This window comes from Arthrobacter sp. B3I4 (genome assembly GCF_030816855.1).
Lineage (GTDB): Bacteria > Actinomycetota > Actinomycetes > Actinomycetales > Micrococcaceae > Arthrobacter.
The window spans coordinates 411,985-436,626 of sequence record NZ_JAUSYK010000001.1 but is presented as its reverse complement, the minus strand read 5'-3'; the positions used below and the strand labels follow the sequence as shown (position 1 = coordinate 436,626).

General features: G+C 66.8%; 23 protein-coding genes and 2 pseudogenes. 15 read left to right on the top strand and 10 right to left on the bottom strand.

Going from position 1 to position 24,642, the window contains the following annotated elements:
- Window positions 1-64: 64 nt before the first annotated feature.
- Genes QFZ61_RS02040 through QFZ61_RS02030 form a run of 3 tightly spaced genes read right to left on the bottom strand, consistent with a single transcriptional unit; the run spans window position 65 to window position 2,737 of the window.
- Window positions 65-1,261, bottom strand: a complete 1,197-nt coding sequence (locus QFZ61_RS02040; RefSeq protein WP_307032852.1) for an acetyl-CoA acetyltransferase — start codon at window positions 1,259-1,261, stop codon at window positions 65-67.
- On the bottom strand, window positions 1,258-1,959 hold the full coding sequence (locus QFZ61_RS02035) for a CoA transferase subunit B (RefSeq protein WP_307032850.1): 702 nt from the start codon (window positions 1,957-1,959) through the stop codon (window positions 1,258-1,260). The genes QFZ61_RS02040 and QFZ61_RS02035 overlap by 4 nt, the downstream gene beginning before the upstream one ends.
- A gap of 43 nt (window positions 1,960-2,002) precedes the next feature.
- Window positions 2,003-2,737, bottom strand: coding sequence for a CoA transferase subunit A (locus QFZ61_RS02030; RefSeq protein WP_307032849.1), 735 nt, complete (start codon window positions 2,735-2,737; stop codon window positions 2,003-2,005).
- 229 nt (window positions 2,738-2,966) lie between these two features.
- Here QFZ61_RS02030 and QFZ61_RS02025 point away from each other — a divergent pair.
- Window positions 2,967-3,741: pseudogene (locus tag QFZ61_RS02025) on the top strand (IclR family transcriptional regulator).
- 307 nt (window positions 3,742-4,048) lie between these two features.
- Complete coding sequence (locus QFZ61_RS02020) at window positions 4,049-5,014, top strand: plastocyanin/azurin family copper-binding protein (RefSeq protein WP_307032847.1); 966 nt, start codon at window positions 4,049-4,051, stop codon at window positions 5,012-5,014.
- A gap of 207 nt (window positions 5,015-5,221) precedes the next feature.
- On the opposite strand, the gene nadE is transcribed toward QFZ61_RS02020, so the two are convergent.
- Window positions 5,222-6,076 carry an ammonia-dependent NAD(+) synthetase gene (gene nadE, locus QFZ61_RS02015; protein ID WP_307032845.1) on the bottom strand — a complete coding sequence of 285 codons (855 nt, stop codon included), beginning with the start codon at window positions 6,074-6,076 and terminating at the stop codon, window positions 5,222-5,224.
- Between the two features lie 204 nt (window positions 6,077-6,280).
- Between nadE and QFZ61_RS02010 the strand changes: the two genes are divergently transcribed.
- The 5 genes from QFZ61_RS02010 (at window position 6,281) to QFZ61_RS01990 (ending at window position 10,848) form a co-directional block, all read left to right on the top strand.
- Complete coding sequence (locus tag QFZ61_RS02010; protein WP_307032842.1) at window positions 6,281-7,534, top strand: FAD-dependent oxidoreductase; 1,254 nt, start codon at window positions 6,281-6,283, stop codon at window positions 7,532-7,534.
- A 117-nt stretch (window positions 7,535-7,651) separates the two neighbouring features.
- The gene (gene pyrE / locus QFZ61_RS02005) at window positions 7,652-8,236 is read left to right on the top strand and encodes an orotate phosphoribosyltransferase (protein WP_307032841.1); all 585 of its coding nucleotides are present in this window, start codon (window positions 7,652-7,654) and stop codon (window positions 8,234-8,236) included.
- 101 nt (window positions 8,237-8,337) lie between these two features.
- Complete coding sequence (locus QFZ61_RS02000) at window positions 8,338-9,111, top strand: GAF and ANTAR domain-containing protein (protein ID WP_307032839.1); 774 nt, start codon at window positions 8,338-8,340, stop codon at window positions 9,109-9,111.
- Between the two features lie 87 nt (window positions 9,112-9,198).
- Entirely contained in the window at window positions 9,199-9,750 is a 552-nt protein-coding gene (locus QFZ61_RS01995) for a hypothetical protein (RefSeq protein WP_307032837.1), read from the top strand.
- A 60-nt stretch (window positions 9,751-9,810) separates the two neighbouring features.
- The gene (locus QFZ61_RS01990) at window positions 9,811-10,848 is read left to right on the top strand and encodes a thioesterase domain-containing protein (RefSeq protein ID WP_307032835.1); all 1,038 of its coding nucleotides are present in this window, start codon (window positions 9,811-9,813) and stop codon (window positions 10,846-10,848) included.
- A 106-nt stretch (window positions 10,849-10,954) separates the two neighbouring features.
- On the opposite strand, the gene QFZ61_RS01985 is transcribed toward QFZ61_RS01990, so the two are convergent.
- Window positions 10,955-11,818 (bottom strand): HAD-IIA family hydrolase, encoded by an 864-nt coding sequence (locus QFZ61_RS01985; protein ID WP_307032833.1) that lies wholly within the window; start codon window positions 11,816-11,818, stop codon window positions 10,955-10,957.
- 103 nt (window positions 11,819-11,921) lie between these two features.
- Between QFZ61_RS01985 and QFZ61_RS01980 the strand changes: the two genes are divergently transcribed.
- From QFZ61_RS01980 to QFZ61_RS01965, 4 genes are all read left to right on the top strand, one after another.
- Window positions 11,922-12,569 carry a TrmH family RNA methyltransferase gene (locus QFZ61_RS01980; RefSeq protein ID WP_307037951.1) on the top strand — a complete coding sequence of 216 codons (648 nt, stop codon included), beginning with the start codon at window positions 11,922-11,924 and terminating at the stop codon, window positions 12,567-12,569.
- A gap of 134 nt (window positions 12,570-12,703) precedes the next feature.
- On the top strand, window positions 12,704-13,651 hold the full coding sequence (locus QFZ61_RS01975; protein WP_307032831.1) for a hypothetical protein: 948 nt from the start codon (window positions 12,704-12,706) through the stop codon (window positions 13,649-13,651).
- Window positions 13,652-13,891: 240 nt separating this feature from the next.
- Window positions 13,892-14,911, top strand: coding sequence for a class II fructose-bisphosphate aldolase (fbaA, locus tag QFZ61_RS01970; protein WP_307032829.1), 1,020 nt, complete (start codon window positions 13,892-13,894; stop codon window positions 14,909-14,911).
- Window positions 14,912-14,913: 2 nt separating this feature from the next.
- Window positions 14,914-15,333, top strand: coding sequence for a DUF3151 domain-containing protein (locus QFZ61_RS01965; protein WP_307032827.1), 420 nt, complete (start codon window positions 14,914-14,916; stop codon window positions 15,331-15,333).
- A gap of 96 nt (window positions 15,334-15,429) precedes the next feature.
- Here the strand turns inward: QFZ61_RS01965 and QFZ61_RS01960 are convergent, their stop codons facing one another.
- A complete protein-coding gene (locus tag QFZ61_RS01960) occupies window positions 15,430-16,059 on the bottom strand; it encodes a uracil-DNA glycosylase (RefSeq protein WP_307032825.1) in 630 nt (209 codons plus the stop codon).
- A 207-nt stretch (window positions 16,060-16,266) separates the two neighbouring features.
- Entirely contained in the window at window positions 16,267-17,505 is a 1,239-nt protein-coding gene (locus tag QFZ61_RS01955) for a cobalamin-independent methionine synthase II family protein (RefSeq protein ID WP_307032823.1), read from the bottom strand.
- A gap of 406 nt (window positions 17,506-17,911) precedes the next feature.
- Here QFZ61_RS01955 and QFZ61_RS01950 point away from each other — a divergent pair, with 406 nt between their 5' ends.
- From QFZ61_RS01950 to QFZ61_RS01935, 4 genes are all read left to right on the top strand, one after another.
- Window positions 17,912-19,201: an adenylosuccinate synthase gene (locus QFZ61_RS01950; RefSeq protein ID WP_307032821.1), complete on the top strand. Its 1,290-nt coding sequence runs from the start codon at window positions 17,912-17,914 to the stop codon at window positions 19,199-19,201.
- Window positions 19,202-19,586: 385 nt separating this feature from the next.
- Window positions 19,587-20,108: a hypothetical protein gene (locus tag QFZ61_RS01945; protein WP_307032819.1), complete on the top strand. Its 522-nt coding sequence runs from the start codon at window positions 19,587-19,589 to the stop codon at window positions 20,106-20,108.
- Window positions 20,109-20,195: 87 nt separating this feature from the next.
- On the top strand, window positions 20,196-20,744 hold the full coding sequence (locus QFZ61_RS01940) for an RNA polymerase sigma factor (protein ID WP_307032817.1): 549 nt from the start codon (window positions 20,196-20,198) through the stop codon (window positions 20,742-20,744).
- The gene (locus QFZ61_RS01935) at window positions 20,741-21,514 is read left to right on the top strand and encodes a hypothetical protein (RefSeq protein WP_307032816.1); all 774 of its coding nucleotides are present in this window, start codon (window positions 20,741-20,743) and stop codon (window positions 21,512-21,514) included. Before QFZ61_RS01940 ends, QFZ61_RS01935 begins: the two co-directional genes overlap by 4 nt.
- A gap of 75 nt (window positions 21,515-21,589) precedes the next feature.
- Here QFZ61_RS01935 and QFZ61_RS01930 read toward each other — a convergent pair whose 3' ends face one another.
- The 3 genes and pseudogenes from QFZ61_RS01930 to sfnG form a co-directional block, all read right to left on the bottom strand.
- Entirely contained in the window at window positions 21,590-22,087 is a 498-nt protein-coding gene (locus QFZ61_RS01930) for a CoA-binding protein (protein WP_307032814.1), read from the bottom strand.
- Window positions 22,084-23,446, bottom strand: a pseudogene (locus QFZ61_RS01925) (O-acetylhomoserine aminocarboxypropyltransferase/cysteine synthase family protein). Before QFZ61_RS01925 ends, QFZ61_RS01930 begins: the two are co-directional and overlap by 4 nt.
- Window positions 23,446-24,642, bottom strand: coding sequence for a dimethylsulfone monooxygenase SfnG (gene sfnG, locus QFZ61_RS01920; RefSeq protein ID WP_307032812.1), 1,197 nt, complete (start codon window positions 24,640-24,642; stop codon window positions 23,446-23,448). Before sfnG ends, QFZ61_RS01925 begins: the two are co-directional and overlap by 1 nt.

Genomic DNA, 24,642 nt, shown 5'->3' with positions numbered 1-24,642 from the left:
GGTCGAACCGAGTCTAGTCCTGAGCCCCCGGTGGCCCTGAAGCACCGGCTCCACGGGCGGGCACTCAGACGGCTTCAAGCACGCTGACATAGTTCGCGATGCCGACGCCGCCCATGTTCTGCACCGCGGCCCGGCGCGCTGTGGCCAGTTGCATGTCGCCGGCCGTGCCGGTGAGCTGCATGGCGGCGATGACGTGCTGGGAGACGCCGGTGGCGCCCACCGGGTGGCCCTTGGCCTTGAGCCCGCCGGAAACGTTGACCGGCAGCTTGCCGTCCTTGAAGACCCAGCCTTCCTTGATGGCGCGGGCGCCTTGGCCCGGTTCAGTCAGGCCGATGGCCTCGTACATCAGCAGTTCGGCGATGGTGAAGCAGTCGTGTACCTCGGCGAAGTCCAGATCCTCCAGTCCGACGCCGGCCATACCCAGGGCGCGCTGCCAGGAGACGCGGGTCGCGGCGAAGGCGGTGGGGTCCCGACGGTCGGCGGGGAAGAAATCGTTGGCCTGGCCGAAGCCGGCCAGCCGGACCGGCGCGGTGGCGCCTCCGGTGGGGGCGAGGCTGAGCACGACGGCGGCGGCGCCGTCGGAGACGGGGGAGCAGTCGGTGCGGCGCAGCGGATCCGCGACCATCGGGTTCTTGTCCGAGACGGTCTGGCAGAACTCCTCGCCGAGGTCCTTCCGGAGCTGGGCGTAGGGGTTGTCGACGCCGTTGCGGTGGTTCTTCGCGGCGATGCTGCCGAGCACATCGGACAGATTCCCTGCGCCAGCGCCGTAGCGCTTCTCATAATGCTTCGCGACCTCGGCGAAAAGGCCGGTGAAGCCGGTGCTGGAGGGCTTGCCTGCCATGTCGTAGTCCGCGCCGAGCAGGGCCGCACCCACGACGTCGGCCCCGGCGTGGGTCATCTTCTCGGCGCCGATGACGAGGACGGTCCGGGCGGTCCCGGCCAGCAGGGACTTGGTGCCCTGCTGGAACGCCGCAGAACCGGAGGCGCAGGCGTTTTCGACCCGGGTCGATGGCACGTTGGCGAGCTGCTCCGAGACCTGCAGCGCCAGCGAGGACGGGAAGGCCAGCGGCATCATGCCGGAGTTGAACTGGCCGACGTAGATCTCGTCGATCTGGCCCGGTTCGATCCCGGCGTTGCCGATCGCCTCGGTAGCGACCTGCACAATCAGCGACTCGAGGGTCTCGTCGGTGAGCTTGCCGAACCGGCTGTGCCCCCAGCCGGTGAGCAGGACGTCCTTGCCGAACTGGTCCTTGAGGCTCATGCTGTTGCTCCTTCGAGGGGAGTGGACGCTGTGGCGGCGGTTTCGGCGAGGGAGGGATCGACGTCGAACTCCGCTTCCGTCTTTTCGCGGATCTCCTCGACAGTGACGCCGGGAGCGAGCCGGGTGAGGGTGAGCCGGCGCCCGCCGTCGACCTTTACCAGGTCAAACACGGCGAGGTCGCTGATGATGCGGTCGACGCAGCTGAGCCCGGTGAGCGGGAGGGTGCATTCCTTGACGATCTTGGCGGTGCCGTCCTTGGCGTTGTGTTCAGTGAGAACCACGACGCGCGGGGTGCCGGCGACCAGATCCATGGCGCCGCCCATACCTTTGACCATCTTGCCGGGGATGGTCCAGTTGGCGAGGTCGCCGGCGCCGGAGACCTGCATGGCGCCCAGGATGGCGACTTTGACGTGGCCGCCGCGGATCATGCCGAAGGAGGTTGTGGAATCGAAGATGCTGCCGCCGGGCAGGACGGTGACGGTCTGCTTGCCGGCGTTAATCAGATCGGCGTCCTCCTCGCCCTCGTACGGGAACGGCCCCATGCCGAGCAGGCCGTTCTCGCTCTGCAGCACGACGCGGACGCCCTCACGCAGGTTGTTGGCAACCAGCGTGGGAATGCCGATGCCGAGATTCACGTAATCGCCGTCGTTGAGTTCTTCCGCCGCGATTGCGGCCATTTCGTTCCGGGTCCAAGCCATGGTGGTTCTCCTAAAAGTGTGTCGGGCAGCGCTTTGGGGGTGATTAGACGGCGACGGCGGATGCTGTGTCGGCGGTCTCGCCGCGCGGGCGCACGGTGCGCTGTTCGATGTCCTTGACCCGGTCGCTGGCCTGGACCAGGCGCTGGACGAAGACGCCGGGGGTGACGATGTGGTTGGGGTCGAGTGTGCCGGGCTCCACGATGACTTCGGCTTCGGCCACCGTGACGGCGCCTGCGGTGGCGACGACGGGGTTGAAGTTCTGGGCGGTGTAGCGGTAGATCAGGTTGCCGTCGGTGTCGGCGGTGTGGGCGTGGACCAGCGAAACGTCGGCCTTGATGGCCCGTTCCTGGACGTAGGTTTCGCCGTCGAACTCCGCGAGCGGCTTGCCTTCGGCGACGAGGGTCCCGACACCGGTCTTGGTGTAGAAGGCCGGGATGCCGGCGCCGCCGGCGCGGAGACGCTCGGCGAGGGTTCCCTGCGGGGTGAACTCAACCTCGAGTTTGCCGGCCAGGTACTGCTCTGCAAACAGCTTGTTTTCACCGACATAGGAAGCGATTACCTTGCGGACCTGGCCGGCTTCGATCAGCACGCCCAGACCCTTCCCGTCGATGCCCATATTGTTTGACACCACGGTGAGGTCCTTGACCCCGGAGTCGCGCACGGCCTCGATCAGGTCCGCCGGGATGCCGCTGAGGCCGAAGCCGCCGACGGCGAGCGTCATGCCGTCCCGCAGTACATCCTGCAGCGCGGCAGCCGCGCCCGATTTCACCTTTGACATCGCATCTCCTCATTGAGCTTTCGGATTACGATCGGTCGGCCGGGGCCGCTGTCGTGATCCACTTTATGGACTGTGCACCTGAAGAAGGAGCTTAGAGTGTGGCGTGGAACACTGTCAATGGCAGTGATTTCCGCGCCGCCGAGCCTTTTTACACTGTGGACGGTATGCTTTTGTTTGTCCATATTATGGATGCTTAGTAGCGCAACGAGGTGAGGATTAGAGGAAAAGGATGAGCTCAGTTCCGGTCCAAGGGGCCCAAGTGGTGAGCCGTGTGGCGGGTCTGCTCAGAATTGTGGGCCGGAAGCCGGAAGGGTGTCCCCTCATGGAACTGGTCCGTGAATCCGGGCTTACCCGGCCTACCGCCTACCGCCTGCTCACTTCGCTGGCGGCGCGAGGGTCTGCTGGACCAGGACCCGCTTAACGGCAACTGGGTGCTGGGGCCGGAAATCCTGCTCATGGGATCGGTGGCTTCGGCCCGTTTTCCGCTGGAGGAGGTCGCGCGGCCCAGCCTGCGCCGGCTGGCGGAGGAGACCGGGGAGAGCGCTTTCTTCTCGATCCGACGCGGCGGCGAGACAGTGTGCCTGCTCCGCGAGGAGGGCAGCTTTCCGGTCCGCTCCTTCGTCCTGCATGAGGGAGTCCGCTTTCCGCTGGGCGTCGCCTCCGCCGGCACTGCCATCATGGCGTTCCTGCCGGAGGCGGAGCAGGAGGAACTGCTGGCCGGCTGGTCCGAGCATGCCGGCGGCTTTGCCGCGGTCCACACCGAAGAACTGGTCCGGGCGAACCTGGAGGCTACGCGGCAGGCAGGCTACTCCGTCAACCCGGGCCTGGTGCTGGAGGGCAGCTGGGGAATGGGAGCCGCCGTTTTCGACCGGCACGGCCGCCCGGCCTGGGCGCTGTCGCTGACCGGGATCGAACCCCGCTTCCGTGAGGACCGGCGCGAGCAACTGGGACGGCTGCTGATGGACGAGGCGCACCGGATCTCACTGCAGCTCCAGGGAGCCTGAGCCGGAGTCTCAGGCGGAGACGCAGGCCAGGCCGCAGCAGTCAGGCCAAATGCCTCGACAAACCGGTCGCAGCGGAGCACGATGAAAACTGCAGCCTTGGCTGCATGCGCAGAGCGCCTGCCCCCTTGTCCGGTGGCGTGTCTGGCGCGAATATACTTCCCCGCCTTGATGCTGGGGACTGGGAGTGAGAGAAGATCACGGCGGACGCTGTCCAGGCCGGAGCGAACCGCCGTCGAGAGTGGCGGCGGCGACGCACCTTCCCAGCCGGTTCTCCGGCTCTAGCCCCAGTTCAGAAGGAATGAGTCTGATGACTCGTCAAACACCTATCCATTCCGCGCCGCACTTGCTGCGCCTCTTCATCGCATTCGCCGTTGCCTTGGTGTTGCCGGTCGCCGTCGGCGGAGCGGCCACCGCCGACGGCGGCAATTCGTCCAGAACATGGACTGTCCAGGTTGGCTCCGAGTCCCAGGACCAAGCTATTCAGGGCATGTCCTTCCTTCCCGAAAATATCTATGTGAACGCGGGCGATAAGGTCATCTGGCGGGCCAACTCCGCCGAAATCCATACCGTGACCTTTTTGGCCGCGGGCCAGTCCCTGGAGTCCACCCAGCCTTTCGACCCCGGACGGCCGGAGAACATCACCCAGATGGGCGGAAAGGACTACGACGGGCACTCGTACTACAACTCCGGGATCATGACGAACGTCTCCGACACGGAGTTCACACAGGTCCGGAAGTACACGCTTGGGTTCCCGGATGAAGGGGACTTCACCTACTACTGCCTGGTGCATGGCATGGCCATGAAAGGAACGGTCCACGTCCGGGCGGCGGGAACCGATTACCCGTTCAGCCAGTCGCAGTACGATCGCAAGGCGGAGAAGCAGGAACGGGCCATCCTGCGGGATGGCTATCGGCAGTGGGACGACGCCCGGGACCTTGCCGACGAGCATACTGTCATCGCCGGAACGGATAACGGGACGTCGATGGTGATGCGCTTTGTCCAGCAGAAGATCGAAGTCCGGGTGGGGGAGTCCGTCACGTTCGTCAATAACGGCATGGGCGCACCGCACACCGTCACGTTCGGCAAGGAGCCGGCCAACTTCGCTGCCCCGGCCGGCGACCCGGCGCACTACGGCGGAGGGGACCTGAACTCAGGAATTATGCCGCCGCACAGCAGTTACACCGTGACCTTCACAAAGGCCGGTGAGTTCGACTACATCTGCGCCCTGCACGACTTCATGGGCATGGTGGGGACGGTGGAAGTCCGGGACTGATCCCGAACTTAGGGGCCACCCGGCCGGCCGGCCGGGCGCCGGAACCGTCCGCCGTCCGGGGGGCATTTTGACGCGGACACGCCGCACCCCAAGACCGGGGTTGGATTCGCACCCCAAAGTGCCCCCGCGGGCGCGGCACTGCTGTCGGCCTGGCCCCTCGTGAACGGGTGAGTGGTTCCGAAGTGCCGCGGCGTCATTCGGACGGGCTCAGAGGCCGGCCCGGGGCTCCTCTGGACCGGGGCTTTTCCACCAGGTGTCAAAAATGGACACCGGAACGGTGCGCTTGTGCCGGGTCACGAGGTACTTCTGCTCGATCAATTTCGCTGCCGCCTCGTCGATCTCGCGGCCCTCAAGGTAGTCATCGATCTGGTCATAGCTCAGGCCAAGTTCCTCCTCGTCGGTGCGCCCGGGCTTGTCGTCCAGGAGGTCGGCCGTGGGCACCTTTTCCCAGAGCCGGGCGGGGGCGCCGAGCTCGGCGAGCAGGGCCCGGTTCTGACGCTTGTTCAGCCCGAACAGCGGAAGGATGTCCGCGCCGCCGTCGCCGTACTTCGTGAAGAACCCGGTGACCGATTCCGCTCCGTGGTCCGTTCCGATCACCAGGTAGTTGTGTTCGCCGGCCAGGGCGTACTGGGCAGTCATGCGGGTCCGGGCCTTGGTGTTGCCCTTATGGAAGTCGGAGATGCCGTCGCCGGTGGTCTTTTCGAACTCATTCTCGAAGCCGTCCACCGCGGCCGCGATGTTGAACGTCCACTCCGTCTTGGCCTGGATGAAGTTCAGGGCCGCCTGGGCGTCGTCCTCGTCGTGCTGCACGCCGTACGGGAGCCGCACCGCCACGAAGTTCGCTTCCACCCCCTCCGCGTCGAGCTCCTCGACGGCAAGCTGCGCCAGCCGACCCGCCAGGGTGGAATCGAGGCCGCCGGAGATGCCGAGGACGAAGCCCTTGGTATGGCTGGCCTTGATGTACTCCTTGAGGAACGAAACGCGTTTGCGCACCTCCTCGGCAGGGTCGATCCGGGGCTGCACGCCCATTTCTTCGATGATCTTTGCCTGAAGTTCACGCATGCCACTCAGCCTAGCCAGCCCTGTCAATCATGCCCAACTGTTGCCGGCGCCGCAGTCCTGGGCGGCCCGTTTCCGGAAAAGTGCGGCACTTCTGGACGAGTGCGCCCCGGATCCCCGCAGCCCCGGTGCGAAACCGTGGCGCGGGCGAAAAACCGGCGCGGAAAACTCCTCCCGGCGGACGCCGCACCGGCGTAGCGTATGGCCATGGAGAAGACAGGCTGCCTGGTGGTGGGCGGCGGGCCGGCAGGCATGATGCTCGGCCTGCTGCTGGCCCGCGCCGGGGTCAAAGTGACCGTCCTTGAAAAACACGCCGACTTCCTGCGCGACTTCCGGGGCGACACCGTCCACCCCTCTACGGTCCGGCTGATCGACGAACTGGGCCTCGGCGAGGAGTTCCGCCGGCTGCCGCAAAGCCGCCTGAAGAGTGTCGTGCTGCCGGTCCCTGGCGGGCCGCCGGTGACGCTGGGCGACTTTGAATCGCTGCGGCCGCCCTACAACTACATCGCGATGATGCCGCAATGGGATTTCCTGAACTTCCTGGCCGCCGCCGCAGCCGAGGAGCCAGGCTTCACCCTGCTCATGCGCCACACCGTCACGGGGCTGGTGCGCGACGGCGGCCGGGTCCGCGGCGTCCACGTTAAACGCCCCGACGGCACCTCCGTTGACTTGCTCGCGGAGCTGGTGGTGGCCACTGACGGGCGGCATTCCGCGCTGCGCGCCGCTGCCGGCCTGGCGCTGACGGATTTCCCGGTGCCCTTCGACACGTGGTGGTTCCGGCTGCCCCGCCACCCAGAAGAAGCAGGCGAAATCGCGGGTCTGATTCCAGCACTCGGACCCGGCGAGGCGCTGGTTGCCCTGACCCGCACCGACTACTACCAGATCGCCTACCTCGCACCGAAGGGTGCGGACGCCCGGATCCGGGCAGAGGGCGTCGACGGCTTTCGACGGCGGATCGCTGCACTCCGCCCCGACCTCGCCGACCGCGTTGACGCCATCCGCGCCCTGGACGACTTGCACTGGCTTGACGTGCGCCTTGACCGGCTGCATTCTTGGCACATCAACGGCCTACTGTGCATCGGGGACGCCGCCCATGCGATGTCCCCGGCCGGCGGCGTCGGCATCAATCTCGCCATCCAGGACGCCGTCGCAACGGCAGACCTCCTCGCACCCGCTCTGCTCCGGGGCCGGGTCACTTCGGCCGACCTCAGGAAGGTCGAACGACGGCGGCGCCCGCCCACCGTCGTCGTGCAGACCGCCCAGCGGCTCATGCACCGGACGGTCTTTGGCCCGGTCATGGCCGGCAAACGGACAAAGATTCCCGGTGCGGTGCTGTTCGTGGCCCGGCGGGTCCCGGCGGTCCGCCGCATCATGCCGAGGCTGATCGGCTTCGGGCCGCGGCCGGAGCACGCCCCAGGGTTCGCCCGGCGCCCTGCAGCCCGGCCGCAGCCGCAGCCTTAGCCTTCCTTCGCCGTCGAGCGCTCCGTATCGGCCCTTTTGGGGCACCAAAACGGCCGTTATGGAGCCACGGATGGGTTTCGGCGGGGGAGACTGCGCCCAGCCACTAAAGTGGGTGCCATGACTGCCACCCGGAACTTTGCAGCCGACGCCGCTGCCGCCCGCGCCCGCCTCCTGGAACTGATTAAGGAGCTCGCCGTGGTCCGCGGCAAGGTCACCCTCTCCAGCGGCGCCGAGGCCGACTATTACATCGACCTGCGCCGCATCACACTGCACCATGAGGCTTCCAAGCTCGTCGGCCAAGTCATGCTGTCCCTGATGGACGACTCCGGAATCGACTTTGAGTGCGCCGGCGGGCTCACCATGGGAGCAGACCCCGTCGGCACCGCCGTGATGCACGCCGCCGTCGACGCCGGCCGTACGGTGGACGCGTTCGTGGTCCGCAAGGCGCAGAAGTCCTACGGCATGGGCCGCCAGGTCGAGGGCCCCGCGGTGGAGGGCCGCAAGGTCCTGGTACTGGAGGACACCTCCACCACCGGCGGTTCCGCGCTCGCCGCCGTCGAGGGTGTCCGCAAGGCAGGCGGCAATGTTGTGGCCGTCGCGGTGATCGTGGACCGCGCTACCGGCGCCAAGGAAAAGATCGAAGCCGAAGCCGGCGTCCCCTACCTCTTCGCCTTTGGCAAGGACGAGCTGGGCCTGAGCTAGGTTTCGCCCGGAGCGTACGCCGGTGGACGGCCGTTGCGTGGCGTTTTATGATTTTCCAGACGCCCGTCGGCGTCTCGCACCCGTAGTTGGAGAAATGCGCTATGCTCCCGCCCCAGGAAGACCTGAGTCCGGCACCCATCAGCACTGTCGACCAGGTTCAGAACCTCATCCTCGACAGCACCGACTTTGAAGAGTTCCTCAACGACCTCGCTCGTTTTTCCGCGCATCAGGTAGCCGGTGAGGGCGACGACGCGCTGTGCGGAATCACTCTGCTGCGGGACCGGAAAGCGGTGACCATCGGGTGGAGCAGCGATGACGCGCGGGAGGTGGACGAGATCCAGTACCGGCTGTCGCAGGGGCCGTGCCTGACGGCCGCGCAGGAGGAACGCGAGGTTTACGTTCCCGACCTTCTGGAAGAGAACCGCTGGGGACCTGACTATGCCAGCGCGGTGGCCTCGCACGGTCTGCGGTCCGTGCTGTCCGTGCCCTTCCACCTTCAGGGAGAAGCGCAGGCTGCGCTGAACCTGTATTCGGACGCGCCGCACAAGTTTGATGGGGAAATGGCGGCTCGGGCGCGGTACTTCACCCGGCAGATCTCCCGGGCGCTCCGGCTGGCCGTCCGTTTCTCGCTGCATACCGACAGCGCCACCAACCTGCGGGCGACGTTGGAGTCGCGGACGGTGATCGACACGGCCGTGGGTATCGTGATGGCCCAGAACCGGTGCAGCCAGGAGGCGGCGGTCCGGATTCTCACCGAGGCGTCCAGCAACGGCAACGTGAAACTGCGGGATATTGCCACGTCACTGGTCGAAACTGTCGGCGGAATGGCGCCCCGCACGCACTTCCAGGAACCGGGACGGCACACGGCCGGATAGTCTCCGATGACTTGTGCCACCACCGTCGGGCGGTTACGCTGGTCAAGGTTGAGCCGTCGGCCATAGACACCATTATTTGGAGTTCCTATGGACCAATCTCTTAACGCCCAAATCAAGCTCGACGCCCTCTCGGATGTCGTCCGGATTGATGTCCGGGGAAGCCTCAACCGTTGCTCGCGCGCGGTCTTGATACAGCTGATCCAGCGCATCCGCCGAGCCGGCCTTAGCTCTCACATCCGTGTAGATCTCGCTTCCGCGGTGTTCGTCGAATCCTCCGCCCTGGCTGGACTTCGCCACGATTTGAACTTCATCGATGGCAACTCAGCCGAGCTGGAGGCGGCCGGGGCGATGCCTGCCCCTGCCGGTGTTTCACTGGACCTGCAGATCTTTGCCGATGACTTTGGCCGCGTGTTCCAGACCGTCGAGCTGCCCGGAGAGTTCGCGGCCTCGGTAGATCCTTCCGGGACGCGTCCGCTGGCCCGCTTCTCCGACGACGAACTACTGGCCGCGAGTGATTTGGTATTCGGCAGGCTCGATGACCCGGGCGCTGTACAGCCCTCGGAGCTCCTGGCCCAGTACGAGGACATCAGCGTGGAGATGACACTGCGAGAATCCGGCCGCGAAACCGAGACGGCCTAGCCCGGAGCCGCGCGAGCGCCGCATTTACTGCAGCACATCAGCAGTAGTTACGGTAGAGGGGTGCCGCGGAAGACGGAATCAAACGGGGACCCACCCGCAGACGCGGCTGCCCGCGTACTCCGGCACGCCGCGGAGCTGGAACGGTTCTCCCGCCGGAACTTCCTCGCCGGAGCCGGCGCCGCCTCCGTACTCGCCGCGGACATGCTCTTCACCCGGCGTGTGCAGGCCGAACGCCGGGTCAACAAGATCCTCGTCGTCCCCGACGAAGACGCCGAGCTCTACTTTCCCCGTGCCAGCTGGTTCCTTTTCCCCGGGTACAAGACGAGCTGGGAGGAGGCGCAGTGGATCCTGAACTCACTGCGCGGCGGACTGACAAAGCGGGGCCAGCTGGCCGCCGTCGGCTACTCCAACCAGGGCCTCGAAATCGACAAGATCGTGATCGCCGTGATCGAACACGTCCGCGCGCACCAGCTCGACACCCTCTACTTCTACGGCCACAGCTTCGGCGGCATGGTGGCCGTGCAGGTTGCGGCCAGGCTGCTGGAACTGCACGGGGTTAAAGTGGCGTTCATTCTGCTCGACTCAAGTCCATCCAGCAGGAGCGACGTCCTGGATCAGAGCTGGTTCGAGGGAGTGGTGTTCCTGTACGAGAGCGGCGTCCGTTTCCCGACAGTGCTGCGCGGGGGCTACGAACTCGGCGAACGGGTGCTCAACAAGCACGAACGCAGCTGGGGCCAGATCCTGGACCAGACCCTGGAGCAGCTCTCGCCGATCGCCCCGTCGAATGTGCTGATCCAGACCGAGTCGGCCTACATCTACCATTTCGACTTGAACCGGTTCGTCGGCAAGCTCGGGGACGCCAAGATGGCCTTCATCGGCAATCCAAAGGACCAGACCGTGAGCTACGAAACGGCCCGGGACACCTGGATGCTGCGGTTCAAGGCGAACATGGTCTCCGACTCGCTGCAGACCGACGGCGCGCGGCCGGCGCACGCCAGCCCGCAATGGAACCCGGGCATCTACCGCGTCCTGGTGGAGGACCTCCAGGACGAGTTTCTCCCGCTGCCTTCGGGCGGGGGCAGGAAGACCGCGTTCTAGCAGCGGACGGCGCTGCTGGTGCGGTCCGGGCGGCCGCGGGCGGTGCTGCCTGTCCGGGCCGGTGCTCCGGAGCCCGTTCTTAGATCTGGTGCTTAGACCTGGTTCTTTAGATCTGGTTTTTCAGGTCCGCCACGGAGTTCAGGATCTGGTTGGGCCGGAACGGATAAGCGGCGATATCGTCCTTGTGCGTGATGCCGCTAAGCACCAGCACCGTGTGCAGCCCTGCCTCCATCCCGGCGATGATGTCGGTGTCCATCCGGTCCCCGATCATGGCCGTGGTCTCCGAATGCGCATCGATTTGGTTCATTGCTGAGCGGAACATCATCGGGTTGGGCTTGCCCACAATGTAGGGCTCCCGGCCGGTTGCCTTGGTGATCAGCGCGGCGATTGCACCGGTGGCCGGCATCGGGCCGTCCTTGGAGGGGCCCGTGGCGTCCGGGTTGGTGGCGATGAAGCGGGCACCGCCCAGGATCAGCCGGATGGCCATGGTTATGGCCTCGAAGGAATAGGTGCGGGTTTCGCCGAGCACCACAAAGTCGGGGTCCTGGTCGGTGAGGATGAAGCCTGCCTCATGCAACGCCGTCGTCAGTCCCGCCTCGCCGATGGTGTAGGCGCGGTTGCCGGACTCGGAGCCGCGCACCTGGTCCTTGAGGAACTGGGCCGTCGCCAGCGCGGACGTCCAGATATTCTCTTCCGGGATTTCCAGTCCCGAGCTCTTGAGCCGGGCGGCGAGGTCCCGCGGCGTGAAGATGGAGTTGTTCGTCAGGACCAGGAAGCGCCTGGACGTGTCCACCCAGCGCTGGATGAGCTCGGAGGCGCCCGGGATCGGCTGGTTCTCGTGCACCAGTACGCCGTCCATGTCCGTCAGCCAGCACTCGATCTCCTGGCCGCTGCGGTACACCGAGGATGAGGAGCGCACGTCGTCGGCGTCTGTCCGTTGCTCTGTCCCGTGGTCTTGCTGGTCCGCCATGGTGCCCTCCGCCGATAGTGTGCCGCAACAGCTCCCAGTCTACTGTTGACTCGTGACTGAGCCCGAGACCCACCGCGAACCGTCCACCCGCACTGAGACCGGAATGGAAACCGCCGCGGACGGCGGCGCGGAGCCGCAGGCGGAGGTCGGCGTCGGCCCCTGGCAGGGGCCGTGGCCGGAGGGTGAGCACTGGGACCCCGACCTGCTGGCGGACGGTGACCGGCGCAACGTGGTGGACAAGTACCGTTATTGGAAGCACGAGGCGATCGTCGCGGAGCTGGACTCGCGGCGCCACACCTTCCACATCGCGATTGAGAACTGGCAGCACGACATGAACATCGGCACGGTCGTGCGCACCGCCAACGCGTTCCTGGCCAAGGAAGTCCACATCATCGGCCGACGCCGGTGGAACCGCCGCGGCGCCATGGTCACCGACCGTTACCAGCACGTCCGCCACCACCCCAGCGTGGCCGAATTCGTCAGCTGGGCGCAGGGGGAGGGGCTGGCCATCATCGGGATCGACATTTTCCCCGATTCTGTTCCGCTGGAAACCTACGAACTGCCCCGGGACTGCGTGCTGGTGTTCGGCCAGGAGGGCCCCGGCCTGACGCCGGAGGTCCATGACGCCGCCGTGGACACCTTGTCGATCGAGCAGTTCGGTTCCACCCGGTCCATCAACGCCGCTTCCGCTGCCGCGATCGCGATGCACGCCTGGATCCGCCGGCACGTCTTCAACCAGCTCCCCGGGTAGCTCTCGCCGTCGAGTTTGCACTTCACGGCAATGCCGGCGGCAGACACTGCCGCGAAATGCAAACTCGGCGCGGCCAAGGAGCGCGGGCTGTGGAAAACTCCAGCCGGACCTGGCGAAAACCGCCAGAATGGGCCATGCGCAGGGCACCGCTTCCACTCCACCTGGCCACTGGTTCGTTTTCGTTACGTGCCGTGGACAAGGCCGGCGTCACTCGCACGCGCACCGCGGCCAGCGACCTGGTGACCGTCTCCCGCGGCATCCGGGTGCCGGTGCGCTCGGCTGCGGCCGGTCCCGCGGCGCTGCGGGCCTACACCGACCTCGACGACGACTGCATCCTCACCCTCGCGTCGGCGGCGCGTCTTTGGCGTGCACCCCTTTCCGGCCGCCTCGAGGTGGACTGGCGGATCCACCTTGCCCGGCCCCGGGGCCGCAGCACGCCCCGCCGGGCCAACGTTGTGGGCCACCAGCTGAGCCTGCTTCCGGACGAAGTGGTAGAGCTCGACGGCGTGCGGCTCACCTCGCCTGCCCGGACCTGGCTCGACCTCGCCTCGGTCCTCGACATCGACGACCTGGTGGCCGCGGGGGATTCCTTGGTCTGTGCGCACGGTCCAGAGTTTCCCGTTCCCCGGGCGGCCCTATGCGGCATCGAGGATCTGCGGGAGATGGTGGCGCGGCACCCGGGAAGCCGTGGAGTGCGGAAGGCGCGGGCCGCCGTCGAACTCGTCCGGGTAGGTGCCGATTCGCCGCCCGAGACGCGGCTCCGCCTGCTGCTCGTTCGGTCCGGGCTGCCCGAGCCCGTACTGAACCACGTGGTCCGGGAGGAGGACCAGTGGGGCGGCAACGGCGCCGCCGTCCTGTGGCCGGACGCCGCCTACCCGCGCCGGCGCATTGCGCTCCAATACGAAGGCGTCCACCACAACGGGGAGGACCAGTATCTCCGGGACATTCGCCGGGCCGACACGGCGCTTCGCTTGGGCTGGCTGGAGGTCCGCGTCTCCCGGCTGGATCTGGAGGGCGGGCATCCGGCAGCCCTGCGCAAGGTCCGCAGCGCGCTGGAGAGTCGCGGCTGGCCCGCGAGTTGACACTTCACGGCAATGTCGGGCTCCGGGACTGCCGCGAAATGCAAACTCGGCGCGGGGTCGGGTCGCGGGACTGCCGCGAAATGCAAACTCGGCGCGCGGCAGGGTCGGCGGCCAGTGTTACAGCCCGGGCGTGACCGGAACCACTGCGGCGGCACACGAATGGCTAGGATGGGTTCTAGCCGACGAGGTTCACCCCAGGGTCAACCCAGCCCGCAGACGAAATTCACTTTAGGAGTCAGCATGCCCATTGCAACGCCAGAGATTTACTCCGAGATGATCGACCGCGCCAAGACGGGCGGCTTCGCGTTCCCGGCCGTCAACGTCACGTCCTCCCAGACCCTGAACGCCGCCCTCCGCGGCTTCGCCGAGGCCGAGTCCGACGGCATCGTCCAGGTCTCCACCGGCGGCGCGGCCTACTGGTCGGGCGCCTCCACCAAGGACATGGTCGCCGGTTCCCTCGGCTTCGCCGCGTTCGCCCGCGAGGTCGCCAAGAATTACGGCGTGAACATCGCCCTGCACACTGACCACTGCCCGAAGGACAAGCTGGACGGCTTCGTCATGCCGCTGCTCGCCGCATCCGAGGCCGAGGTCAAGGCCGGCCGCAACCCGCTGTTCAACTCGCACATGTGGGACGGCTCCGCCGAGACCCTGCAGGACAACCTGCGGATCGCGCGTGACCTGCTCCAGCGCACCGCTGCTGCCAAGATGATCCTCGAAGTTGAGATCGGCACGGTCGGCGGCGAGGAAGACGGCGTCGAGAACGCCATCAACGAAAAGCTCTACACCACGGTCGAGGACGCCCTCGCGACCATCGACGCGCTCGGCACCGGCGAGAACGGCCGCTACATCACGGCCCTGACCTTCGGTAACGTGCACGGCGTCTACAAGCCCGGCGGCGTGAAGCTGCGCCCGGAGATCCTCAAGGACATCCAGGAGCAGGTCGGTGCCAAGATCGGCAAGACCAGCCCGTTCGACCTCGTCTTCCACGGCGGTTCCGGCTCCTCCGAGCAGGAAATCGCCGACGCCGTCTCCTACGGTGTGATCAAGATGAACATCGACACCGACACCCAGTACGCCTACACCCGCCCGGTCGCGGACCACATGTTCCGCAACTACGACGGCGTGCTGAAGGTCGACGGTGAGGTCGGCAACAAGAAGATGTACGACCCACGGGTCTGGGGCGCCTCCGCCGAGGCGGGCCTGGCCGCCCGCGTGGTTGAGGCTGCCCAGCAGCTCGGTTCCACCGGCAAGACCTTCTAGCCGTGTCGGACGAATTCCGCCGGAACCTGATGGGTCCCGAGCCGACGCTGCTGCCCGCCGAGACAGAGGTCAACGCCGGCCTGGACGCGGGCCAGGAAGCGCTGGACCTGGTGGAGAAGTACCCGACCTCGTCACTGCTCTGGGCCGTTCTGGCCGAGGAAGCCTGGTCCGAGGGCCGCACCATCGATTCCTACGCCTATGCCCGGGTCGGCTACCACCGCGGCCTGGATTCGTTGCGGCGCAACGGGTGGCGTGGCGTCGGCCCGATTCCGTGGGAGCACGAACCGAACCGCGGATTCCTGCGCGCGCTGTACTCCCTGGGCCGGGCTTCGGCGGCGATCGGCGAGGCCGAGGAGCCGGAGCGGATCGAGAAGTTCCTCAACGATTCGGACCCCACCGCCAAGGCGGCCATCGAAGCGTAGGCTGAGCTCACCCGCCAGGCAACGGGTTAAATGACGTCGGCGGGCTCTCACCGAAAGGTGGGCGCCCGCCGTCGTCGTTTACTTGCGAGTGGGGGATCAGGCCTTAGCCAGGCCGGTGCGGGCCATGGCGTCGGCGTACGCGACGCGCATTTCCTCAAGGTACTGCTCCTGGCGGGCCGGGGTGCCGGCGAAGGCGCGGCCGCTGAGCGAGCGGACCTTGTACGTCTTGAGGCCGCGGCGCCAGATCATCGGCACCTCGGTCTTGAGCAGCAGGTTGGCCAGCCGGTTGGCTTCGGTGCCGTGCGCGACGATGACGGAGGCCCGCGGGACCAGGGCGAGGAACTTCAGCAGCGGCTTCAGGCCGGCGGAGATCTGGTCCGGGGTGAACTTGCCGTTCGGCTCACCGGGCACGTGCCAGGGGTGGACGTTCCACGGCATGACGAACTCGGGGCGCAGGCCCAGTTTCCACTGGATGCCGAGCATGCGGGTGGCGGCTTCCTCGTCGCCGGCAGTGATGAAGCCGGACGGATCGGCAAGCCCGATGTTGGAGTACAGGCTGACGATGCGGCACTCGTCAACGTCGTGCGCGGGGTCCACATAGGGGACGGCGGTACCAGTCTTGGCGGTCTGCAGGGTGTCGCACAGTTCGTTGACCGGCGCGACGTTAGCTTCGTAACGGCGGCTCAGGAGCTGTTCGCGGAAATTTTCAGTGGCCAGGGCTGTCATATATTGCTGGGTCTCCTGCGGGATTGGTAAAGCTGCCACCCCGCTGCGGGCACGCCAAAGGAAGGGCGCGCTGCGGCCGGTGTGGTTTGAAAATGTGGTGTGGACCGATTCCTGTTCGGTCTTTACCAGTCTATCAAGCCCGGCGAAATGCCCGCCGAGTAGGCCCGGAAGGCCGGCCTGCTCCCGGTAGCAGCCCGGCCCTCGCGGCTACCAGAGCCGCTTAGTGGCCCGCCTGGCACCCTCGCCGAGCGCTTCCAGCTTGGCGAACGCGATTTGCGGGTGGACCCGGCCGCCCAGGCCACAGTCAGTCGAAGCAATCACGTTTTCCCGGCCGACGAGTTCCGCGAAGCGCACGATCCGGTCTGCGACCAGGTCGGGGTGCTCCACGACGTTGGTGGCATGGGATACGACGCCGGGGATGATGGATTTGCCCTCCGGCAGCTTGGTGTCCTCCCAGACACGCCACTCGTGCTCGTGCCGCACGTTGGCCGCCTCGAAGGAGTACGCGCCGGCGTTAACTTGCAGGACCGAGTCGATGATGTCCGCGAAGGGGATGTCCGTGGTGTGCGGGCCGTGCCAGGAGCCCCAGCAGACGTGCAGCCGGATCTTCTCCTGCGGCAGGTCCCGCAGCGCCCAGTTTGTGGCTTCGACCCGGAGCTGGATGAACTTCAGGTAGTCCGCCAGACTCGGCTCGGGGTTGATCTGGTCCCAGCTTTCGGCCAGGGACGGGTCGTCGAGCTGGACCGTGAGGCCAGCATCGATGATTGCCTTGTACTCCTCCCGCATCGCGTCGGCGCAGGCGTAGAGCAGCTCCTCATCGCTTTGGTAGTACTCGTTCGCAACCCGTGCGCAGGAGCCGGGGGAGAGGGAAGCCACGAACCCCTCCGCCAGCCCGGCCGCGGCCAGGCCGGTTTTGAGGTTGGCGATGTCCGAGGCGACAAGCGCCTGCCCGGTGTAGGTCAGCGGGCCGGCGATTTTGGGCTGGGTGACACTCTTCCGGTGCGCCAAGATCCCGGAGGAGGGGTCGTTGTAGGCGTCATTGAACAACTGCCGGTCCCGGCGGTCCGGGAACGAAGTCAGGACGATGTGCCCGGGTGAGGACCGGCGCACCTTGGCGTCCGCCCAGCGGTCCACGTCGGTCGGCTCGAGGCCGCCGAGCCGGGAGAAGGAGTAGTTCCACCAGGCGCCGTAGTCGACCGAGCTGGACATGGTGTGCCCGTACTCGCCGTCGTTGGCGATGTCGATTCCGAGGTCCTTCTGCCGTTGCACCACGTCAACCACTGAGGTCTCCAGCAGGTCCAGGAACTCGGCCGTGATCCCGTCGGCTTCCTTCGCCTCGTTCGCGGCGATCAACTCCGGGGTGCGGGGCAGGGAACCTGCGTGGGTGACACGGATGTGGTCGGTGCTGTGGTCCGCTGTGCTGGGGGACGGCGCGTTTTCGGACATGGCGGTCTTCCTTTCCATCGGTCCTGGCGGTAGCACCGTCGACGGTTCCGGCGCCCGCACGAAGCGGGCCGGTCCGGCGCGGTTGCTGCGGCGTCAACGGTCCAGGTCCCTCGGCCGCTCGGGATGGTCACTCTCACTTAATTCCACTGCGGGCCGTCCCGCAAGTAGTTGCCGGTATGTGTCGCCGTCCCGTGGCGGCCAAAAAAGGTGCCGGACGCCGACTTCGGCTAAACTTGGGTGGTAAGAGCCCCGGACTCCGGCGTTGGTGGTACAGATCGTGGTGGTACTGCGCACAGCGGTAGATTCGGGGCATTCTCATGAACGGCGCTGAGCTGCGCTGACCACCTGGTGGATCAAGCCCGGTGGCTCATACGGAGCTTGGCCCGAACGAATGGGGGAGGATCCCATGCCAGCAATCGTGATCGTCGGAGCCCAATGGGGCGACGAAGGCAAAGGTAAGGCCACCGACTTGCTCGGTGGGCGAGTCGACTACGTCGTTAAGCCAAACGGCGGCAACAATGCCGGCCACACCGTCGTCGTGGGCGGTGAGAAGTATGAGCTGAAGCTCCTTCCGGCCGGCATCCTGAGCCCCAACGCGGTCCCGGTGATCGGCAACGGCTGTGTGGTGAACCTTGAAGCCCTTTTCCAGGAGATCGACGGCCTCGAGGCCCGCGGCGCGGACACCTCCAAGCTGCGCGTCTCGGCCAACGCCCACCTCGTGGCCCCGTACCACCAGGTGCTGGACAAGGTCACCGAGCGCTTCCTCGGCAGCCGTGCGATCGGCACCACCGGCCGCGGCATCGGACCGGCCTACATGGACAAAGTGGCCCGCCTCGGCATCCGCGTCCAGGACGTCTTCGACGCGTCCATCCTGCGGCAGAAGGTCGAAGGCTCGCTGCGGCAGAAGAACGAACTGCTGGTCAAGGTCTACAACCGCCGCGACATCGAGGTGGATGAGATCGTGAACTACTTCCTGTCCTTTGCCGAACGCCTCCGCCCGCTGGTCATCGACAGCACCTTTGTGCTGAATAAGGCGCTCGACGAGGGCAAGGTGGTCCTCATGGAGGGCGGCCAGGCCACGTTCCTCGACGTCGACCACGGCACCTACCCGTTCGTGACCTCCTCAAACCCGACCGCCGGCGGCGCGTCCGTGGGCTCGGGTATCGGCCCCACCCGGATTTCCCGGTCGATCGGCATCATCAAGGCGTACACCACCCGCGTCGGCGCCGGGCCGTTCCCCACCGAACTGTTCGACGAGATGGGCGTGTACCTGCAGAAGACCGGCGGCGAGTTCGGCGTCAACACCGGCCGCCCGCGGCGCTGCGGCTGGTACGACGCCGTGCTGGCCCGCCACGCCTCCCGGGTCAACGGCTTCACCGACTACTTCGTCACCAAGCTCGACGTACTCACCGGCATCGAGCAGATCCCGGTGTGCGTGGCCTACGACGTCGACGGCGTCCGGCACGACGAGATGCCGATGACCCAGACCGAGTTCCACCACGCCAAGCCGATTTTCGAGTACTTCGAAGGCTGGACCGAGGACATCACCGGCGCCCGCACCCTGGACGACCTGCCGGAGAACGCCCGGAACTACGTGCTGGCGCTCGAGAAGCTCTCCGGCACCCGCTTCTCCGCGATCGGCGTCGGCCCGGACCGCGACCAGACCATTGTCGTCAACGACCTGATCAACGACTAGTACCGCTGGCCTCAGCGCCAGCACAGGACCCGCAGACCCACGACGGCGGCGGCCCACCCGGGAAGGTGGGTCGCCGCCGTCGTTTTGCGCGGGTTGCGGTAAGAAAAAAGAAATTCCGGTCCCTGCGTAACCTTTCGGGGCGTCCCGGCGATTACAGCTTTGTAAGCGCCAAACGGAACCTGGTCCCCCCACCACGGACGACCGGCCTTACAGGGAAAGATCCGACGCGCGCCTGCCCCATCGGGCGCCGCGGGCTTCGAAAGAAGGATCCGGCCGGCACCTGCCCCATCAGGAGCCGACCGGACCTCGAGTGCAAGTGCAGGCCGGCGCCTGCCCCCATCAGGCGCCGGCCAGCCTTCAACCAACCAAAGGATGTACGTTTTTCATGAAGAGTGTTAGCAAGACCACCAAGATTGCTGTCGGCGCCGCGATTCTCGCGGTCGGAGGTTTCTCCGGAATCGGCCTGGCCAACGCGGCCCAGGTTTCCAACACCCAGCAGGCTGAAGTGAACCAGGCTACGCCCGCCACCCCCGCTGTTCCCGCCGCTCCGGCCACGGAGCTGCCCGCAGTTCCCGCCACCCCGGCCGTTCCGGCTGTTCCGGCCGCCCCTGCCGTTCCGAACGTTGACGGCGCTGCCAAGGGCGACGCCGCTGTCGAGGGCACCGAAGACGCCGAAGGCACCGCCGAGGGCTCCGTCACCGCCGACGAGGACGGCGCCGCTGTTGACGCCTCCGTAGCCGGTGCCGCCGGCGCTGCCAACGCCAAGGGTGCTGCCGAAGCCAAGGCCCACGCCGGCGTGACTGTAGCCACCCCGGCTATCCCCGCCGCTGACGGCGGAGCGGCCACGCGCGCTGTCCCGGCCGTTCCGGCCAAACCGTCGGTCGAGCTGCCGAAGCTCGACAAGTAAGACGGAACGCCTCTCTTCGGAGGTGACGGGGTGCGGCCACTAAGCTATCGGGGGCCGCACCCCCTGCAGTAACGGAAGGAACGCCTCTTGGCAGACCAGCTGAGCGATGACGAACTGTCAGCCGCGCTCGCTGGCGACCCCTCGGGCTTCAGCGCTGTCTACACTGTGGTTTCCCCCGCGGTGCTTGGCTATTTCCGGGCCAAAGGCGTCGACGACGCCGAGGCGCTGACCCAGGACGTCTTCGTCGATGTACTGCCGAAACTCGCAGGCATCACCGGCGGCCAGAAGGGTCTGCGGACCTTCATCTTTTCCGTGGCCCATGCCAGGCTGGTTGACCACCACAGGCGCTCCGAACGGACGCCGCACCTGGCAGAGTACGACCCGCTGAACGACGCGCGGCTAACTGCCTCCGCGGAAGACGAAGCCCTCGGATCGCTCGGCGGCCTGACCCACACACTTTCCCGGCTCAACGAGGAGCAACGGGAGGTCTTGGTCCTGCGGATCATCGCGGACCTTTCCATCGAACAGGTGGCCGGCATCATGGGCAAGACCCCGGGTGCCATCAAGCAGCTTCAGCGGCGCGGGCTCACTGCCCTGCGCGAACTGGTAACCGAAAAGGACCACGCAGCATCATGACCGGCACGCGCAACCCCCAGCAGGATGGCAGCATCCAGGCGATGCTCCGTGATTCCGGCCTCGAAGATGCCGTCGAGCTCCGCAGCACCCTCGAAAAACTCCAGACCCTGGTCCCGGACGAGGCGCCCGTGCCCCGCAGCGACCTCGCGGCGTTGCTGACGGCCGGCGTCCCCGCAGTAACCGGCGCACCGGCCGAGGCTGGCGCACCGGCCGACACCGATACCGGCACCACCACCGCGAGCGTGCCGAATTTGGCGGATCGCCGCAACCGCAAACGCCGGATGGCCTTGATCGGCGGCGCCGTCGTCGGCGCCATGAGCCTGGGTGCCGGTGCCGTGGCCGCCTCCAGTCAGGACTTCCGAGAGAACCTGGGTCACACGTTCACCGTCATTTTCAAGCCGGGAGCACCGACGCCGACGCCCGCCCCGGCGCCTAAGCCCGCCGGGACCGCGCCCACGGACATTCCGGCTGCCCAGTGGCCCGTTCCGGTCGAAACTTCGCCGGCCAGAACCGCCCCTGCTCCCGCCGCTGCCGCCCCCGGCGCTGCTGTCCCGGCGCCGCCGTCGCCGGTAGCAACCGTCCCGGCGCCGCAACACCCCGCTCCGGCCCTGACGCCTCCTGCGGTCGGCCGTGACGGGGTGCTTCCCACGCCTGACAAGCGCCCGGCCGTGCCGGGTTTCCAAGGCAAGAACGGGCGCGGCATTCCAGTCAGTCCGCTCCCGACGGTCCCGGGGGTTCCGGAAGTCCCGTCCACGGTCCCGGGCTCCTAGCCGGGCCTGCGCGGCCGACCTCCTGCGGCGGCCCGGCGCAGTCCTCCCTGTAACGGCTTGAGGTGCCGCGCGGCTTTAGGCGAGGACCTGCCGCTTGGAGGAGATGACGCCGGTGGCGAAGCCCGCCAGGTGAAGCCCGCCGTGAAAACGGGCGTGCTCGATCTTCACGCAGCGGTCCATCACGACGTCGAGGCCGGCGGCTTCGGCTTCCTTCGCCACGTCCTCGTGCCACGAGCCCAGTTGCAGCCAGAGCGTCTTGGCGCCGGCGGCGATGGCCTCGTCGAGGACTCCGGGCAGGTCGTCGTGCTTGCGGAAGACGTCCACGATGTCCGGGCTCTCCGGCAGATCCGCGAGCGAGGCGTACGTCGGCTGGCCCAGGATCTCCTTGACTACCGGGTTTACGAAGTACAGCTTGTAGCGGGTGGAGGACTGCAGGTACGTCGCCACAAAGTAGCTCGCCCGTGAGGGCTTGTCGGACGCGCCCACAATGGCGATGGATTTTGCCTGCCGCAGCAGATTCAGCCGCTCCGGCGCGGACGGTCCGGTCCAGGTGCGGGTTTCTTCGCTGCTCATGCGTTTGCTCCGATCGTGCAGGTGTCGGCCGAGAATGCATCGGCACCGGCTGCGGGGGACCCCTCGGCCCCAAAGGCCGAGGCGGCGTCGAGGGCTTGGTCGAGGTCCCAGAGGATGTCCTCGATGTCCTCCAGACCCACCGAGATCCGGACCAGGTCTTCCGGCACGCCCGCGGACTCGAGCTGCTCCGGGCTGAGCTGCTGGTGGGTGGTGGAGCCGGGGTGGATCACCAGGGTCCGGGAGTCGCCGACGTTGGCCAGGTGCGAGGCCAGCTGCAGGGATTCGATGAATTTCTGGCCCGCGGCGCGGCCGCCCTTCACCCCGAAGGAGAACACCGAGCCCGGCCCCAGCGGCAGGTACTTGCGTGCCCGCTCGAAGTGCGGGTGGGAGGGCAGTCCGGAATAGTTCACGTAGGCGATGCGCTCGTCGGCTTCAAGCCACTCGGCCACGGCCTGCGCGTTCTTGAGGTGTTCATCGAGGCGCTGCGGAAGGGTCTCCACCCCCTGCAGCAGCTGGAACGCCGACTGCGGTGAGAGCGCGGGACCGATGTCACGCAGCTGCTCGCAGCGCAGCTTGGTGAGGAAGCCGTACTCGCCGAAGTTTCCCCACCAGGAGACGTTGCCGTAGGAGGCCACCGGCTCCGTCATGGTGGGGAACTTGCCGTTGCCCCAGTTGAACCGGCCGCTTTCGACGATGACGCCGCCCAGGGTGGTGCCGTGTCCGCCGAGGAACTTCGTGGCGGAGTGGATGACGATGTCCGCGCCGTGCTCGATCGGCCGCACTAGGTAGGGGGTGCTCAGGGTGGCGTCGACGACGAGCGGGATGCCGGCGTCGTGCGCTGCCTGCGCCAGCCCCGCCAGGTCCTGGACCTCCGACGACGGGTTGGCCACGACCTCGACGAAGATCGCCTTGGTATTCTCCCGGATCGCGGCGGCGTAGTCGGCCGGGTCGGTGCCCGGCACGAACGTGGTGTCCACGCCGAAGCGGCGCAGCGTGACGTCCAGCTGGGTGACCGTGCCGCCGTACAGCTGGGAGGAGGCCCACAATGTGGTCACCGGCCTGGGTCAGCGCAGCGAAGGTGATGAACTCCGCGGCCATGCCCGACGACGTCGCGACAGCGCCGATGCCGCCGTCAAGGGACGCGACCCGTTCCTCGAACGCGGCGACCGTGGGGTTGCCGATCCGGGAGTAAATGTTGCCGTACTTCTGCAGGGCAAAGAGGCTGGCGGCGTCCTGGGTGTCCTTGAAGACGAAGGACGTGGTCTGGTAGATCGGCACCGCACGGGCGCCGTGCTCGGCGTCGGGGGTGCCCCCGGCGTGCAGGGCGCGGGTGCGGAACCCGAAGGTACGGTCGGCCATTATGCGTTTACCTCAATCTTGGTTGCCGGAGTGCCGGTGGTGGGGACAAGCTCCGTGCCGTGCTTGCGGGCGAGGTCAGCCTCGAGTTCGCGCACGATCGGCAGGACGTCCTGGCCGAAGGCGGCGACTTCCTCCTGAAAATGAAGGTAGCAGGTGAGGAGCAGGTTCACGCCGATCTTCTTGTACTCCACGATCCGCTCCGCGATCTGCTCCGGGGTGCCGATCAGCTGGGTCTTGAACCCGTCGTTGTATTGGATCAGGTCCTCGAAGCTGGAGTCGGCCCACATGCCCTTGCCGTCCTTGGTGGACGCGCCGGCTTCCTGGACCGCGTCGCGGAAACCCTCGACGGCGGGCTTGTGCGCCTTCGCGACGATCTCCCGGAGGGTGTCGCGGGCTTCCTTCTCGGAATCCCGGGCGATGACGAACCCGTTCAGGCCGAATTTCGGCGCCGCCAGCGCGCCTTCGGACCCCCGCCGGGCCTCGCCCGCAGCGGCCACCACGCCGACGATGTTGTCCTTGAAGCCCTCAAGGTCCTTGCCGTTGGAGAAGTACCAGTCCGCAACCCGGCCCGCCGTGGCCTGCGCCGCAGTGGAGTTGCCGCCGAAGAAGATCTCCGGGTGGGCCCGGCCGGGCACGTCCACCGGGGCCGGTTGCAGCGTGAAATCGTTGATGTTGTAGTACTTGCCGGACTGGCTGAAGTTCTTTTCCGTTAGCAGCCCGCGCAGTATCCGGATGAACTCCTCGGTCCGGACGTAGCGCTCGTCGTGTTCAAGCCATTCGAGGCCGAAGTTCTCGAACTCCGCCTTGAGCCAGCCGGACACGACATTCACGGCGGCCCGGCCATTGGAGATGTGGTCCGCGGTGATCAGGTACTTCGCCAGCACCCCCGGGTGCCACATCCCCGGGTGGACGGCGGCGATCACCTTGAGCCGTTCGGTCGCGGCCAGCAGGCCGAGGCTGAAGGAGGTGGCTTCATGCTGCTTGTCCGCGCCGTAGGAAGCGGCGTAGCGGGTCTGGGTGAGGGCGTATTCGAAGCCGGAGTTCTCCGCGATGCGGGCCAGCTTCTTGTTGTACTCAAAGTCCCAGCCGGTGCGCTGTTCGATGGTGGAAACCACCAGACCGCCGGAGACGTTGGGGACCCAGTACGCGAACTTGAGCGGTTCGGACAGGCGGGCGACGCTGCTGATGTCAGTCAT

Bases quoted from the DNA above. Each gene is read 5' to 3' on its own strand.
- QFZ61_RS02040 (WP_307032852.1), bottom strand. From the start codon at position 1,261: ATGAGCCTCAAGGACCAGTTCGGCAAGGACGTCCTGCTCACCGGCTGG.
- QFZ61_RS02035 (WP_307032850.1), bottom strand. From the start codon at position 1,959: ATGGCTTGGACCCGGAACGAAATGGCCGCAATCGCGGCGGAAGAACTC.
- QFZ61_RS02030 (WP_307032849.1), bottom strand. From the start codon at position 2,737: ATGTCAAAGGTGAAATCGGGCGCGGCTGCCGCGCTGCAGGATGTACTG.
- QFZ61_RS02020 (WP_307032847.1), top strand. From the start codon at position 4,049: ATGACTCGTCAAACACCTATCCATTCCGCGCCGCACTTGCTGCGCCTC.
- nadE (WP_307032845.1), bottom strand. From the start codon at position 6,076: ATGCGTGAACTTCAGGCAAAGATCATCGAAGAAATGGGCGTGCAGCCC.
- QFZ61_RS02010 (WP_307032842.1), top strand. From the start codon at position 6,281: ATGGAGAAGACAGGCTGCCTGGTGGTGGGCGGCGGGCCGGCAGGCATG.
- pyrE (WP_307032841.1), top strand. From the start codon at position 7,652: ATGACTGCCACCCGGAACTTTGCAGCCGACGCCGCTGCCGCCCGCGCC.
- QFZ61_RS02000 (WP_307032839.1), top strand. From the start codon at position 8,338: ATGCTCCCGCCCCAGGAAGACCTGAGTCCGGCACCCATCAGCACTGTC.
- QFZ61_RS01995 (WP_307032837.1), top strand. From the start codon at position 9,199: ATGGACCAATCTCTTAACGCCCAAATCAAGCTCGACGCCCTCTCGGAT.
- QFZ61_RS01985 (WP_307032833.1), bottom strand. From the start codon at position 11,818: ATGGCGGACCAGCAAGACCACGGGACAGAGCAACGGACAGACGCCGAC.
- QFZ61_RS01980 (WP_307037951.1), top strand. From the start codon at position 11,922: ATGGAAACCGCCGCGGACGGCGGCGCGGAGCCGCAGGCGGAGGTCGGC.
- QFZ61_RS01975 (WP_307032831.1), top strand. From the start codon at position 12,704: ATGCGCAGGGCACCGCTTCCACTCCACCTGGCCACTGGTTCGTTTTCG.
- fbaA (WP_307032829.1), top strand. From the start codon at position 13,892: ATGCCCATTGCAACGCCAGAGATTTACTCCGAGATGATCGACCGCGCC.
- QFZ61_RS01960 (WP_307032825.1), bottom strand. From the start codon at position 16,059: ATGACAGCCCTGGCCACTGAAAATTTCCGCGAACAGCTCCTGAGCCGC.
- QFZ61_RS01955 (WP_307032823.1), bottom strand. From the start codon at position 17,505: ATGTCCGAAAACGCGCCGTCCCCCAGCACAGCGGACCACAGCACCGAC.
- QFZ61_RS01950 (WP_307032821.1), top strand. From the start codon at position 17,912: ATGCCAGCAATCGTGATCGTCGGAGCCCAATGGGGCGACGAAGGCAAA.
- QFZ61_RS01945 (WP_307032819.1), top strand. From the start codon at position 19,587: ATGAAGAGTGTTAGCAAGACCACCAAGATTGCTGTCGGCGCCGCGATT.
- QFZ61_RS01935 (WP_307032816.1), top strand. From the start codon at position 20,741: ATGACCGGCACGCGCAACCCCCAGCAGGATGGCAGCATCCAGGCGATG.
- QFZ61_RS01930 (WP_307032814.1), bottom strand. From the start codon at position 22,087: ATGAGCAGCGAAGAAACCCGCACCTGGACCGGACCGTCCGCGCCGGAG.
- sfnG (WP_307032812.1), bottom strand. From the start codon at position 24,642: ATGACTGACATCAGCAGCGTCGCCCGCCTGTCCGAACCGCTCAAGTTC.